Genomic DNA, 14606 nt, shown 5'->3' on the forward strand with positions numbered 1-14606 from the left:
ACATGACTTCTCGGGCAGGTGTATCGCTGTTCTGACACTCGTACGGCTGCCGTTCGCGGCGTGACGACCGAAGGGAACGGTCGCGACGGCGACGGCAGCCGCGTCGCTCCGACCGCCGCGACGAGGGCTCGCCTCGACGTGAGATGTCTGTTGCTCGAAGGTTAGCTTTTATCATGAATGACTGTGATGTCCCTCGCGTCGTATGAGGATGACAACCCGTCACATGAGTTGGTGTCGAAATCGAGTGAACGAGAGTAGTCGGGAGGGGGCGCCATGACGACCGCGGTCGACGTCGCGATCGCCGCGGTTCCGCTGCTTCTCGCCGGGGTACTGTTGGTGGGATTCCTGTGGCCGGCGACGCGCGCGATGCCGCTGGCGTGGGTCACTGCGCTCGCAGTCGGGTACTTCGTGTGGAACATGCCAGTGGACTGGTTGGCGGCGGCGTCGGCGGCGGGCTTCATGACCGCCTTCGAGATTCTCTGGATCGTCTTCGGCGCGCTCGTCCTCCTGTATACGCTGATGGAGGCGGGCGCGTTCGACCGGATCAACCGGGGATTCGCGACGGTCAGCGACGACCGGCGCGTGCAGATCGTCCTGATCGCCTTCTTCATGGCGACGTTCATCGAGGGCGCCGCCGGCTTCGGGACGCCGGCCGCGGTCGTCGCGCCGCTGCTCCTCGGACTCGGCTTCCCGGCGCTCGCGGCGGTCATCGCCGGGATCATCGGACACATCATCGCCGTCACGTACGGCGCGGTGGGGACGCCGATCGTGGTCGGTATCCAGAGTCCGATGGAGAGCGTCGAGTTCACCCGCACCGCGATCCAGGACGGCGGGATGACCGTCCAGGAGTTCTCCGTCAACGTGGCGGCCTGGGCGGCGACGTATCACGCCTTGGTCGGATTCGTGATGCCGCTGTTCGCGGTCGGGATGGTCGTCTACTTCTTCGGCGACCCCGAGGACCGCTCGCTGGCGCCGGCCTGGGAGGTCGCGCCGCTCTGTATCGCGTCGGGGATCGCCTTCGCCGTGCCGTACTGGCTCTCGGCGTGGTTCCTCACGGCCGAGTTCCCGTCGCTCATCGGGTCGATGGTCGGCGGCGCGATCATCCTGAGCATCCTGCGTGCGGGGTACCTCCTGCCCGACGAAGACTGGGATTTCCCGGAGCGCAACCGGTGGAAAGACCACTGGGTCGGAACGATCGAACCGGGTCAGTCCAACGGGGGCGGCGACGTCGAGAGCCGCGGAGGCGTCTCGCCCGAGGCCGAGGCGGCCGACCTCAGCGGCGGCAGGGACATGTCGCTGCTGAAGGCGTGGTCGCCGTACATCCTGCTCGTGATCCTGTTGGTCATCACCCGCGCGGTCGACCCGATCTCGAACTTCATCAACCAGGATATCTTCGTTCTCAGCTGGGAGGGTATTCTCGGCACCGACCTCACCGGAGCCGTCGCGTGGATGAACGTGCCGGGCTTCTGGCTCCTCGTGAGCGCCGCGCTCGCGATCCCGATCTTCGGCATGTCGGGCGAGGAAGTCGGTGACGCGTGGAAGGAGGCCGCCCGGAAGATCGTCTCGCCGTTCATCGCGCTCGTGTTCGTCATCGCGATGGTGCAGGTCATGCTCCAGTCCGGCGCGCATCCCGGGAACACACCGGGTGGCGTCAGCATGATCGTCTTGCTCGCACAGACCACCGCGGATATCCTCGGTCCCGCCTATCCCGCCTTCGCGTCGCTCATCGGGGCGCTGGGCGCGGCGATGGCCGGATCGAACACCGTCTCGAACATCACGTTCGGCGCGTTCCAGTTCGAGGCGGCGACGCAGCTCGGGCTCCCGCGCACGATCATCGTCGGCGCGCAGGCCGTCGGCGGCGCCATCGGGAACCTCGTCGCGATCCACAACCTCGTCGCCGCGCTGGCGACGGTCGGCCTCCTCGGACAGGAGGGGCGGGTGATGCGGCTGAACATGATCCCGCTGCTGTACTACGCGACGGGCGTCGGCCTGCTGTGTCTGCTCTTCAGCTACGTGCTGTTCACCGGCGTGTTCTGAACGCGGGAACGGCACCGCGGTGCGGCTCTTCTATTTGCGACGGCGACTCCGGAGCGACGAGGCCGTCGAGCGGACGAGATTAAAAAAAGCGGCGCGAGCAGTGACGCCGGCTCAGTCGTCGGCCGGCGACGGGCTCGTCGCCCCGGTCGCGTCCGCCTCGGCGACGGCGTCGGGCGCGGGGCCGGTCACCGCCTCGGCGACCTTCTCGATCGGGTGCGGCGGGTTCTCCCTCGCCCCGTCGCGGTCACCGAGCTGGGACCGACAGGAGGCGCCCGGCGCGGTCACCGTCTCGCCGTGACTCTCGTCCACCTGGTCGAAGAGGATCCGCCCGATCGCCTTCGAGAGGTCGTAGTGCTCCGACTCGTAGCCGAACGAGCCCGCCATCCCGCAGCAGGAGGAGTCGAGCGGGTCCACGTCGTAGCCGGCGCGACGGAGCACGCCGACCGCGTGGTGGTCCTTGTTCGTCGCCTTCTGGTTGCAGTGGCCGTGGTACGTGAGCGACTCCGACGGCGCGTCGAACGCCAGCCGCTCGTCGACGCGGCCCGCGTCGAGGTACTCCAGGACGCCGTACGCGGCGGCCGACACCGCCTCGACGTCGTCGCCGTCGAGGAGGTCGAGGTACTCGTCCTGGAACATCACGGCGTCCGAGGGCTCGACGAAGACGACCGACTGCCCATCGCGGACGCGGGGCGCGAGCGCCGCGACGTTGGCGTCGGCGCGCTCGCGGGCCTCGTCGAGGAAGCCGGTCGAGAACGCCGCTCGGCCCGACGGCGCGAGGTCGTCCGGCACCTCCACGCGGACGCCGGCCGCCTCCAGCACCGCGACGGCGGCCTTGCCGGCGGCCGGGTAGCTGTAGTTGGTGTACGTGTCGGGGAACAGCGCGACCGTGTCGACCGCCTCCTCGGGGTCGACCGTCGATCCGCCGCGGGACGCGAACCACTCCTCGAAGCTCTCGGAGCGGAACGTCGGCAGCTCGCGGTCGGGCGCGATGCCCGCGACCGCGTCCATCACCGCGCGAGCGCCGGGGATCTTCGTCGCCGCGTTCGACACGGGCGCGAGCGTGCTCCCGATCGCCGAGAAGCGGTCGATGTCGCGGAAGAGCCGCTCGCGGAACCCCGCCCCCTCCTTCTCGTGGTGCTCGTGTTTCACCTCGGCTTTCAGCTTCGCGAGGTCGACGCCGGTCGGGCAGTCGCTCTTACAGCCCTTACAGCCGACGCAGAGTCCGAGCACTTCCTCTTGGAACCGGTCGGAGTGGATCTCGTCCTCGTCGAGCTCCCCGCTGATGGCGGCCCGGAGCATGTTCGCCCGGCCGCGGGTTGTCTGGATCTCCTCCTCGGAGGCGCGGTAGGTCGGACACATCACGCCGGAGTCGGTCTCCCGGCAGGTGCCGCAGCCGTTACACAGCTCGACGAGGTGCGAGAACCCTCCCTCGTCGGAGAAGTCGAGCGTCGTCTGCGGCTCGATCGACTGGTAGGTGGGGCCGTACCGGAGGTTCTCCCGCATGTCCGTGTCGGCGGCGGTGTCGGGGTAGCCCCGCTCGGCGGCCGTCTCGCCGTCGACGTACACCACTTTCCCGGGGTTCATCCGCCACTCGGGGTCGAACGTCGACTTGAGCTCCTGGAAGGCGCTCCAGAGCGCCTCGCCGTACATCTTCGGGTTGAACTCGGTGCGCGCGAGGCCGTCCCCGTGCTCGCCCGAGAAGGCGCCGTGGTGCTCCAACACGAGGTCGGTGACGTCCTCGGAGATGGAGTGCATCTTCTCGACGCCCTCCTCCTCCTTCAGCGAGAGGATGGGCCGGATGTGGAGGGTGCCGGACCCGGCGTGCGCGAAGTACGCCGCCGAGGTGCCGTGGTCGGTGAGGACCTCTTCGAACTGCCCGACGTACTCCGCGAGCTCCTCGGGCGGCACCGTCGCGTCCTCGATGAACGGGTACGGCTTCGGGTCGCCCTGCATGCCCATTAACAGGGGAATCGCCGCCTTCCGGAGCTTCCAGATGTCGGCCTGGTCCTCGTCGGTGTACGCCTCCAGCACGTCGAAGGCGTCGCCCTCGTCGACGAAGTACGCGTCCGTGTCGGCGATGGCGTCCTCGAAGTCGTCGACGAGCTCGGAGTCCCATTCCAGCATGAGCGCCGCGGCCGCGCGGTCCGGGATCGGCTCGGCGTACTGCGCGAACTCCTGTGAGTCGGCGGCGAGCGAGAACACCTCGTCGTCCATCAGCTCGACCGCGCTCACCGGGAACTCCAGCGCCTCGGGGACCGCCTTCATCGCGTCGACCAGCGAGTCGAAGGTGTACAGCGCGAGCGCCGTCTCCTCGGGACGTGTGACGAGGGACACCTCGGCCTCGACGATCGTGCCGAGCGTCCCCTCCGAGCCGACGAACAGCTTCGAGAGGTTGATCACCTCCTCGCCGTCGTCGTTCTCGTAGATCACCTTGTGGAGGTTGTAGCCGGAGACGGAGCGCTTGAGGCTCGGGTACTTCTCGTCGATCTCGGCCTCGTTCTCCGCGACGAGCGCCCGGGTGGTCTCGTACAGCGCGGCCTCCCGATCGTTCTCCGAGACGATCTCCTCGTACTCGGGCGAGTCGAGGACGACCTCGCGGGTGTGGAGCAGCGAGCCGTCAGCGAGCACGACCGTCAGCTCCTCCGTGTACGCGTCGGTGATCCCGTACCGCACCGAGTGCGCGCCCGTGGAGTTGTTGCCGATGCCGCCCACGACCGTCGCGCGCGCCGAGGAGGCGGGGTCGGGCGCGAACTTCAGGTCGTCCTCGGCCAGCCGGGCGTCGAGGTGGTCCTGGACGACCCCGGGCTGAACCACCGCCCGGCGGTCGTCGGGCCGGATCTCGACGATCTCGTCCATGTACTTCGAGAAGTCGAGGACGACACAGCCCGGACCGACGGTCTGGCCGCCCAGCGAGGACCCCGCGCCGCGGGGGATGACCGGGACCCCGTGGTCGGCCGCGACGCGCATCGTCGCCTGCACGTCCGCGACCGAGCGCGGCGTCACGACGCCCGCCGGCCGAGCCTGATAGATGCTCCCGTCGGTGGCGTACAGCACCTGCGCGTACTCGTCGAACTTGACTTCGCCGTCGACGCGCTCGCGGAGGTCCTCCGCGAGCGCCCGGTAGGCGGGCACGTCCGGGTGGTCGTGACCGAGCGCGGCCGCCGACGTGTCCAGGTCGGGCGTGCTACCTCCCCGCGTGGGCTGGCTTGCCATACTGGTAGACGAGAGGGAAAAGCGAATAAAACCTTTGTTCATGAATGTTGGGTGACGGACGCTCGCCGGGATTTAATACCTCGCCGGGACACCCCCCGCACATGGAGATACTCCACACCTGTCTCAACGTGGCCGACGCCGACCGCGCCGCCGACTGGTACGTCGAGCAGCTCGGCTTCGAGCGGTCGTGGGAGTTCACGACCGCCGACGGCGACACGCGCAACGTGTACGTCGCCGACGACGACGGCGTCGAGTTCCAGCTGTCCGACACCGACGGCGCGGAGCCGAGCACGGACGGCGACCGCTACGACCACGTCGCCGTCGGCGTCGACGACGTCGACGCGACGTTCGAGGCGATCGACCACCACGGCGTGGTGAAGGAGCCGGGCGACCAGCCGGAGGCCGGCGCGCGGACCGCGTTCGTGAAGGACCCCGACGGGCACGCGGTCGAGCTGATCGAGCCGTTATAATTCGGGTCGGTGATCGGAGAGTGAGTTTCTCACTGATTCCGGAGCGTTGCAGGCGGCCGTACACACGTCGTCGACGGCGCGGTGAACTCCTCCAAAGCCCCACACCCCGCACGGCACCGCCACGCACCTCACACCTCCCCAGCCTCGTCGGACCGGCGCGGCCGCGCCGGTCCGACTCCCTCGCGCGTGCGCCTCGCGGGGCGAGAGCGAAGCTCTCGCTTGCAGCCGGCGGCGAAGCCGCCGGCGACGCCACCGCACGGCAGATGTTAACGATCATCGCCGTCGCCGTCGCTATTTAAATATCGCATCGGCGTCAGCGACCTGCAACACTCACACCCGTCATCGACCGCTGTCGCTCCGAGACGCGAGCGACGGTAAAAAGTCGGTGTGTCGGCGGTCCGCGGTCGAGCGCGCGATCGGCGATTACAGGATGCCGGCCGCCTCGGCCGTCTCGACGATGTCCTGGGCCATCTTGTTGGTCGCCTCGTCGACCATCTGCCCGTCGACGCTCACGGCGCCTTTGCCCTCCTCCATCGCCTCGGCGTATGCGTCGACGATGCGCTTGGCGCGCTCGGCGGTCTCCGGGTCCGGCGCGAACACCTCGTTGCCGATCTCGATCTGCGAGGGGTGGATCGCCCACTTGCCGTCGCAGCCGATCATGTTGGCGTTCTCGGCGGACTCGCGGAAGCCGTCGGCGTCCTCGATGTCGGCGTACGGGCCGTCGAGACACGGCAGGCCGGCCGACTTCGCCGCGGCGTTGCACTCGGAGAGCGCGTGGTGCCAGTAGTGACCCGGGTATTCCGGGAACTGTCCGATGTCGAGTCCGGGCGTCCCCATCGCCGCGGAGTAGTCGCCGGGGCCGAAGATGATCGACGAGAGACGGTCGGAGGCGTGAGCGATCTCGTGGACGTTGTGCATCCCCTCACCGTCCTCGATCTGGGGTTCGAGCCCGATGGCGCCGACCTCCAGGTCGTTGTTCACCTCGACCTGGTGAAGCAGATTCTCGACGGTGTGGATGTCGCTGGCGGACTTCACCTTCGGGATGATGATGTCGTCGATGTGCTCGCCGGCCTCGCCGACGACGGTGATCAGGTCGTCGTACCACCACTTCGTGTCGATGCCGTTCATCCGGAAGCTGAGGACCTTGCCGCTCCAGTCCTCCTCGCGGGCGGCCTTGATGAGCGGCTCGCGCGCGTCCGGCTTCGCGTTCGGCGCCACGGAGTCTTCCAGATCGAGGAACACCTCGTCGGCGTCGCTTCCGGCCGCCGAGTGCATCATTTTCTCGTCGCTCGCAGGCGTTGCAAGTTGCGTCCGGCGAAGGGTAACGTCCGTCATGTATAGCGAGTCTATCACGCTCGTCCATGGAAATAAAGGTACCTTACGCGGGGGTATTTTCTCTGAGTCGAAAGCGAGTGAATTAGGACGAAAGCGGCCGTACACGGAGCCGTTCGGACGGGCGCAGGGCCCCGTCGCTTTCAGCGGTCCGCGCGCCGGACCGCGATAACGATGAGCAGCGGGAGTACCAACGCTCCGACCACCGCGCCGAGCGTCGTCGGCGCGGAAAGACTGGGCTCGTCGACCGATGCGGTCGCGGCTGCTCCCGTTGAGGCTACCGCGGGCAGCGTCACGGTGGCGGCAGAGAACCGTGTGCCTGTCATCTGTTGCCTCCCGTCGGTTGGGCCGTCTCGTGTGAAGCGTCCGTCCGCGTGGGCGTAATCGCCGTACTCCGTCCAGTGATGTCTCTACAACGTCACGAGGAGGTGTAGTATTTCGCCGCCAGAAGCGTCGTTACTGTCTCCAGAACAGCTTCAGGCTCACCCGGAACCGATGTTTCAGACGCTGTACGCCGGAAGACGGAATCAGGGCTCAACGCGCGGTCGGTCGCGAAAAATCGTCGGGATTCGAAGCGGAGTCGGCTCCGGCCGCGTCAGTCGTCGGCTGGGGAGCGCGGTTCGGCCGGCGGCTCCCTCTCGTCCGCCGGATCGTCCACGGCCTCGACGTCGGTGACCTCGTCGAGCCGTTCGTCCGCCTCCTCGGACCGGTGACGCTCTCGGATCTCCTCGATCGAACGCGCCTCGATAGTGTGATGACACATGACAACAGTCACCACGGACTGTTCACTCATAAGGATTACGCCGATAGCGCGGTGGAGACGGCTGAAACGTGCGTTTTAGGGTTTAACCAGCACCTTGATTGCCTCGCGCTCGTCCATCATCCGGTACCCCTCGGCGACCTCGTCGAGGCCGATCGTCTCGGTGAAGATCGGCGCCGGATCGAGGGTGCCCTGGAGCACGTCGGCCATCAGCTCCCCGGCGTACGCGCGGACGGGAGCGACGCCGCCCGCGAGCGTGACGTTGTCGCCGAACAGCCCGAACACGTCGAGCCCCTCGTCGTCGACGCCGTGGGGGACGCCGACGTAGCCGACGGTGCCGCCGGGACGGACCGCGTCGACGGCGGTGTTCATCGCGCTGGCGGCTCCGACGCACTCCATCACGTGGTTCGGGCCGCCGTGGGTGAGCTCGCGGATCCGCTCGACGGCGGCCTCGCCGCGCTCCGAAACGGTCTCCGTGGCGCCGAACTCCTCGGCGAGGTCGAGTCGGTCCTCGTGGTGACCGACCGCGACGATCCGCTCGGCGCCGAGCCGGCGGGCCGCGAGCACGCCGCAGAGCCCGACCGCGCCGTCGCCGATCACGGCTACCGTCGAGCCGGCCTCGACGCCCGCGCTCACGGCCGCGTGGTGGCCGGTGCCCATCACGTCGGTGAGTGGGAGCAGCGAGCGGAGGGTCTCCTCGTCGTCGGCGAACCGGTCCGGGACGCGCACCAGCGTGCCGTCGGCGTGGGTGGACCGGACGTACTCGCCCTGACCGCCCCCGTTGTCGCCCCCCCAGGAGTCGCCGTTCGCACAGGAGGTGTGGAGCCCCTTCCGGCAGAACTCGCACTCGCCGCAGGAGATAACGAAGGGAGCGAGCACGCGGTCGCCCGGCGCGACCGAGGTGACGTCTTCGCCGGTCTCCTCGACGATCCCCATCGGCTCGTGGCCGACCGGCGAGCCCGCCTCGCGGTCGCTGTCGCCGCGGTAGAACCAGAGGTCGGAGCCGCAGACCGCGGTGTGGGTCACGCGGACGACCGTGTCCGTCGGGGCCTCGATCTCGGGACGGGGCCGCTCTTCGACGCCGATGTCGCCGGGGGCGTTGAAAATGGCTACGCGCATGTGCACGCATCTAGCGGACGAAGCAAAAGCGTCCGGGTCGGTCGCCGCGTGGCCTCAGCTCGAGCGAGCGGGGAGCCGTCCGCGACGAGCGAGCGCCAGCACGACGGCCGGCATGAACACGAACGACGTCAACAGCGCCATTCCCATGGCGAGAGCGACGGCGATCCCGAAGTTCGATAACACCGGGAACGCGGAGACGGACAGGACGCCGAACCCGAGCATCGTCGTGGCGCCGGATCCCAACACCGGGCGCGACTTCCGCACGATCGCGGTCCGGATCGCCGCCTCGACGGACCGGCCGTTGGCGACCTCCTCCCGGAAGCGCTCGTAGACGTGGATGCCGTACGTGATACCGACGCCGAGGACGATCGCCGCAGTGGTGACGGTGAGCGGGTTCCACGGCACGCCGAGCAGGTACATCCCGCCCGCGGTCAGCGCGAACGCGCTCCCGGCGACGCTCCCGACGAGCACCAGCGACTCGCGCGGCGACCGGAGCACGAGGCCGAGGAACAGGGCGCCGAGGGCGAAGCTCACGAGCGTCGTGCGGGTCAGTCCGGAGGTGACGTTCTCGATCACGTTGCGGTTGATCACCATCTCGCCGGTGACCCGCGACTCGTAGCCGGCCGGCAGCTCCTCGGCGGCCGTGTCGTCGATGTAATCTATCACCTCGCGCTCCGTCTGCCCCTCGATGTCCTCGACGAACACCTGAACGACGAGTCGATCGGGGTGGTCGGCCGGAGTCAAGCCGAGTTGCGGCGGGCGGTCCACGCGCGTGCGGAGTTCGAGGTGCTCCTGGAACGGGTCGCCCGCCTCGGTGATCCGATCGCCCGACGGCCCGACGGCTGGCGGGCTCGACTCGCCGACCTCCATGGCTCGCGGAGTGCTCATTACCGTCACGATCTGGTCGTGCCGCTCGAGCTCGTGTTGGAATCCTTGGACGTCGGTGAACGTCTCGCGCGTGTACGCGCCGTCGGCCTCGACGACCACGTACACCACGTTCGGCGTCGGAACCGTCGATTCGAGCTCCCTGATGTCCTGCCGCTCCTCGATGTCGGGCCAGTAGTCCAGCATGTCGTCTCGCGTGTCGACCGCCGGGTACGCCGACGCGCCGCCGAGCACGAGTCCGGAGGCGAGCAACACGACGAGCGCGGTCCGGACGGAGAGGAGACCGGCCATGCGGTCGAAGACGCGCTCCAGCGCACCGTCGGACGCCGTCGGCGCCACGTCGCCGTCGTCGAAGGTCACGAGCAGCGCGACCAACAGCGTCATCGATAGCGCCATCGAGACGACCACGCTGAACGCCGTCGTGATGCCGAACTGCCGCACCGGCGGGACTTCGGCGGCGAGGAGTGAGCCGAGCCCGACGACGGTCGTGCCGAGCGCGATTGCCAGGGCGTGGCCGGTCGTCTTCGCGGCGGTCTCGGCCGCGTCGACCGGCGGTCGCCCGGCCTCGCGCTCTTCGACGTAGCGCGTCTGAACCTGCAGTCCGTAGTCGATGCCGAGACCGAGCGCGACCGGCATAACGCCGAGCATGATCGCGTTGAACCGAAAGCCGACGTACCCCATCATCCCGAGCATCGCGACGAGCGCCACGAGCGTCGTCGCGAGGGGTAACGCGACCCGACGGGTCCGTCGCAGCCGACCGTGCATCAACGCTGTGACCAGCGCGACGATAACGAGGAGCGCGAGCGAGAACAGCTGGATCATCTCCGGGAGCAGCAGCCCGAAGGCCGCCTCTTCGAACACCGGCGAACCGGTGACCGTGACGTCGGTGCCCTCCGGGAGGTCCGACTCGGCGGTCACCTCGCGGACCCGCTCTTCGACGATCTCGTCCTCGCTCGGCGGTAGGAACCCGAAGAACTCGCCCTCGCGGTCGTCGGGGACCTCGACGTCGCCGTATTGGATGATGACGACGCCGGTATCGGCGCTGTCGAACATCTCCTCGCCGTTCTCGACGGTCACGGGGTACGACTCCGACTCGAGTTCGGACTGAACCCGCCGGTACTCCGCGTGGTCTTGCACGCCGGGATAGAGGTTGGCGATCACGGCCATGTTGGAGCGGTGGTCGCCGAAGGTGTGGTTCAGCGAGTGGAGCACCCCTTCTTTCGTGTCCGGGATCTCACCGCCCCCCGGCCCGGCTTTGACCGGGTGCGCCGGACTCGTGACGAGAGCCGCGGAGTCGACCTCGTCGTAATACGACTGGTAAAGCGACGAGAACGCGCGCATCGTCTCGGGGTCGTGCAGGTCGGTCTCGTCGTCGGTCTCGACGACGACGAACATCACGTTCCCCTTGTCGAAGTCGGACTGGATCTCGTTCCAGTCGCGCATCGTGTCGGAGTCGTCCTCGAGGTACAGCTCCATCCCCAGGCTCATCTGTACGCCCGCGGCGCCGGCGACCGACACGCCGATCAGGAGGACGACGGCGGCGAACACCGCCTTCCGGTTCGTCGCTGCTTCGCGTCCGATACGACCAAGTATGGTTTTCGTCTTCTGCTCGTCGGTCATCGTTTGCCGCGACGCCACGTCGGATAAAGCGTGACGCCGCGTCTGGTTCTCCTATACCGGCTGTTGATACTTATAACTTTGCGTAATATTCCCAATATAATACGAACAAACACCGCCATCTCCAGTCATTGGTCGTCCGAAAGGGCTCAGTATATTCTCCTAAACGTACTACTCAGCGTTATTTCACCGTCGTGTGCGATCTGCCCCGGAGAATACGAATCCAGTAGTAGTGTGTGTTTTGTTCAATAATAACGATCAACACACCCGTCGGAGCGAGCGAGCGCGGTGGCTCGATCCCGTCGGCCCGCGCCGCCAACAGCGCGTCGTCGCCCACCGTCCGCCGGAGGTCCGCGACGAACGCGTCGAGGTCGGTCGCGTCGCGCCGGAACGCCCTCGTCCCGCCCCAGACGCCCGTGTCGAAGCGGACTGGCTTCGCGACGCCCACGACGCTCGACGGCTCCAACAGCTTCCCGAGGGCCCCTCGCTCACCAGCACCGGCGCCGTCGAGAGCACGTGGCCGTCCGGGGTCGACGCGAGGCGCCGCCGGACCGCGTCCAACCACTCGTCGCCGTGCTCGAAGCCGGCGTCCGTACACACCAGCCGGTCGTGGCTCGCGCGCGCGCTAACCCCGCCGCCAGCGCGTTACACTTCCCCGAACACGTCTCCGGCTCCCCGGCGACGACGACCGTCGCCGCCGTCCCCGCCGCGGCGTCGACGACCGGATCGCTCGGTCGGTCACAGACGAAAAAGAGCTCGTCCGACGGCGCCGCCTGTGCCGCAAGCTCCGCGCAGGCGGGCGTCCACTCGCGGGTCGGCAACACGATGCTCACCGGTGTGGTCGGGTCGCCTGGCACGGTCGATCGCAGCGACGGAACCGTCATATATGTGTTGGCGCACCGCCACTACGGGCCCGTCGTCCGGAACCGCAGCTCGCCGTCCGGAGCCCCTTGATCCGCGAACGGAACCTTCGGTCTCGGAACGGTCAGGTGAACGGTCAGATGGCCGGCCGCCCCGATTTCTGTGTGGCGTGAGGGGACGTCTCGATACCACCATAGAGAGACATTTTTTACCCATATTATTTTTGATTTATATATTCACATCATATAAAAGAGTATGAGATCACCCGACCAGTACCCACTCGATGGAACACGACTACACCGCCATCACGGACGTCGTCTCGCGTCGAAGCGCAATCAAAATGACCGGTGCCGCACTGGGTGTCACAGCGCTCTCCGGAGTGGCGACTGCCAACAGATTGCAGGGGCGGAACGACAGGGCTCCGGAGGGGCCGTACATCACCGCTCACCGGGGGTATCGAGACGTGTTCCCGCAGAACACGGTCACCGCCGTCTCCGGGTCGGCCCGGCTGGGCGCCGACCGGATCGAGATCGATCTCGAAGCGACGAGCGACGAGGAGATCGTCGTCTTCCACGACGCCCGGCTCGACGACCTCACGGACAAGTCCGGACTCGTCGCCGAGACGCCGTCGGAGGAGGTGCTAGGGGCGGAGATCCTCGACTCCGGACAGACGATCCCCACGCTCGCCGAGACGCTCTCGGCGACCAGGCCGCCGGTCACGATGAACCTCGAGTTCAAAGACCGCGGACCGCTCTCGTGGGAGGAGTTCGCGAAGCGAGCGCTGGACGTCGCGTATCGGTACCCCGGTTCGTTCTACGTGTCCTCGTTCGACCACGACGCCATCCGCGCCGTTCGGGAGATCGATCCGAGCGTCGACGTCGCACCGATATTCGGCGGGAACACGGAGGAGAGCTTGGACGTGGCTCGCGAACTGGACGCGGAAGCGCTAAACTGCTCGACCGGCGTGCTCGACCGGGAGCTGGTCGAAATCGCTCGCGAGGAGGGGCGAGCGGTCAACGTCTGGACGGTCGACAGCTGGCGGGAGGCGAAGACGCCGATCGAACTTGGCGTGGACGGGCTGATCGCGGACTACCCGCACATGGCCGCCTTCGGGACCGACGACGATTTCCGAGAGCACCGCGGCCGATAACGCCGATCGAACGCGCACCGTGCGGAGAGAGGGAAACGCCATCGTTCGGGGTGGCGGCGACCGTCCGCGACCGCGACGAACGCCGTGAAGCGACCGGCGTCAGTCTGCGCCGACCGCCGGCTCGTACTCGGCGATCGGTTCGCCGTCGCTCCGGGTGAAGAACGTCGCCAGCGCCGGCCCCGAGACGTTGTGCCAGACGCTGAACAGGGCGGGAATCAGCGCCGCGATGGGGTCGAAGAAGGCGGCGGCGAGCGCGACCGCGAGCCCGCTGTTCTGGAGGCCGACCTCGAACGCGCACGCTCGGGCCCGGTCCTCCGCCATCCCGGTCAGCTTCCCGATCCCGTAGCCGGCGCCGAGGCCGAGTCCGTTGTGCAGGACGACGGCGACGATGACCAGCGCGCCCGCGGTGAGGATGTTCTCGACGTTGAGACCGACGACGGCGGCCACGATGGCGACGATGGCGACGACGCTGACCGCGGGGAACACCGAGAGCCCGACCTTCGCCGCGGTCGGCGCGTACCGGTCGAGCAGGAGCCGGAGCGCGAGCCCCGCGACGACGGGCACGAGGACGACCCAGATGATGGTCTCCGACAGCTGCGCGAAGGTGACCGAGATCTGCTCGCCCGCGAGCGCGACGATCCACGCCGGCATCACGAGCGGGGCGGCGATCGTTGTCACGGTCGTGATCGTCACCGACAGCGCGACGTCGCCCCGACCGAGGTACGTCATCACGTTCGAGGCGGTCCCGCCCGGCGCCGCGCCGACGAGGATCAGCCCGATGCCGACCTCCCACGGGAGCCCGAGGACGACGACGAGCGCGTACGCGAGCGTCGGCATCACGAGCCACTGCGCCGCCGCGCCGATCGCCACGTCCCGCGGGCGCTCGACGATGCGCTTGAAGTCGTCCGGGGTGAGCGTCAGCCCCATGCCGAGCATGATGATCCCGAGCAGCGGCGTGATGTACTCGGCGATGGGGGTGAACGCCGACGGCGCGTACAGCGCCGCCGCGGAGGCGACGAGGACCCAGACGACGAAGTACTTGCTCGTGAGCTCTCCCACTCGTTCGATCTGATCGATCGCGGTCATCCCGTCGATGTCTTCTCTATCGCGTCAAAACATCATCAGTTCAAGCAATCTTTTCTGGATATTTCGGCGATCCGGT

12 protein-coding genes are annotated in these 14606 nt (G+C 67.8%); 3 read left to right on the top strand and 9 right to left on the bottom strand.

The annotated features are described in order from the left end of the window. Window positions 1–273: 273 nt before the first annotated feature. A complete protein-coding gene (locus R6U01_RS05725) occupies window positions 274–2037 on the top strand; it encodes an L-lactate permease (protein ID WP_410285500.1) in 1764 nt (587 codons plus the stop codon). A 111-nt stretch (window positions 2038–2148) separates the two neighbouring features. Here R6U01_RS05725 and R6U01_RS05730 read toward each other — a convergent pair whose 3' ends face one another. After that, window positions 2149–5250, bottom strand: a complete 3102-nt coding sequence (locus R6U01_RS05730; RefSeq protein ID WP_410285501.1) for an FAD-binding and (Fe-S)-binding domain-containing protein — start codon at window positions 5248–5250, stop codon at window positions 2149–2151. Window positions 5251–5351: 101 nt separating this feature from the next. Between R6U01_RS05730 and R6U01_RS05735 the strand changes: the two genes are divergently transcribed. Further along, a complete protein-coding gene (locus tag R6U01_RS05735) occupies window positions 5352–5720 on the top strand; it encodes a VOC family protein (protein ID WP_410285502.1) in 369 nt (122 codons plus the stop codon). A gap of 423 nt (window positions 5721–6143) precedes the next feature. Here the strand turns inward: R6U01_RS05735 and R6U01_RS05740 are convergent, their stop codons facing one another. The 7 genes from R6U01_RS05740 to R6U01_RS05770 form a co-directional block, all read right to left on the bottom strand. Continuing rightward, window positions 6144–7055 carry an HpcH/HpaI aldolase/citrate lyase family protein gene (locus tag R6U01_RS05740; RefSeq protein WP_410285503.1) on the bottom strand — a complete coding sequence of 304 codons (912 nt, stop codon included), beginning with the start codon at window positions 7053–7055 and terminating at the stop codon, window positions 6144–6146. 140 nt (window positions 7056–7195) lie between these two features. Continuing rightward, entirely contained in the window at window positions 7196–7378 is a 183-nt protein-coding gene (locus R6U01_RS05745) for a hypothetical protein (RefSeq protein ID WP_410285504.1), read from the bottom strand. A gap of 269 nt (window positions 7379–7647) precedes the next feature. Further along, a complete protein-coding gene (locus tag R6U01_RS05750; protein WP_410285505.1) occupies window positions 7648–7815 on the bottom strand; it encodes a hypothetical protein in 168 nt (55 codons plus the stop codon). 75 nt (window positions 7816–7890) lie between these two features. After that, a complete protein-coding gene (locus tag R6U01_RS05755; protein WP_410285506.1) occupies window positions 7891–8931 on the bottom strand; it encodes a zinc-dependent alcohol dehydrogenase family protein in 1041 nt (346 codons plus the stop codon). Window positions 8932–8985: 54 nt separating this feature from the next. After that, window positions 8986–11436: an efflux RND transporter permease subunit gene (locus R6U01_RS05760; protein WP_410285507.1), complete on the bottom strand. Its 2451-nt coding sequence runs from the start codon at window positions 11434–11436 to the stop codon at window positions 8986–8988. Window positions 11437–11614: 178 nt separating this feature from the next. Next, window positions 11615–11881 carry a hypothetical protein gene (locus tag R6U01_RS05765; protein WP_410285508.1) on the bottom strand — a complete coding sequence of 89 codons (267 nt, stop codon included), beginning with the start codon at window positions 11879–11881 and terminating at the stop codon, window positions 11615–11617. Window positions 11882–11921: 40 nt separating this feature from the next. Continuing rightward, window positions 11922–12290, bottom strand: coding sequence for a hypothetical protein (locus R6U01_RS05770; protein ID WP_410285509.1), 369 nt, complete (start codon window positions 12288–12290; stop codon window positions 11922–11924). A 287-nt stretch (window positions 12291–12577) separates the two neighbouring features. Here R6U01_RS05770 and R6U01_RS05775 point away from each other — a divergent pair, with 287 nt between their 5' ends. Next, the gene (locus R6U01_RS05775; protein ID WP_410285510.1) at window positions 12578–13444 is read left to right on the top strand and encodes a glycerophosphodiester phosphodiesterase; all 867 of its coding nucleotides are present in this window, start codon (window positions 12578–12580) and stop codon (window positions 13442–13444) included. 99 nt (window positions 13445–13543) lie between these two features. On the opposite strand, the gene R6U01_RS05780 is transcribed toward R6U01_RS05775, so the two are convergent. After that, entirely contained in the window at window positions 13544–14530 is a 987-nt protein-coding gene (locus R6U01_RS05780) for a bile acid:sodium symporter family protein (RefSeq protein WP_410285511.1), read from the bottom strand. Between the last annotated feature and the right edge of the window lie 76 nt (window positions 14531–14606).

The sequence above is a fragment of the Halorubrum sp. genome (assembly GCF_046498025.1).
Lineage (GTDB): Archaea > Halobacteriota > Halobacteria > Halobacteriales > Haloferacaceae > Halorubrum.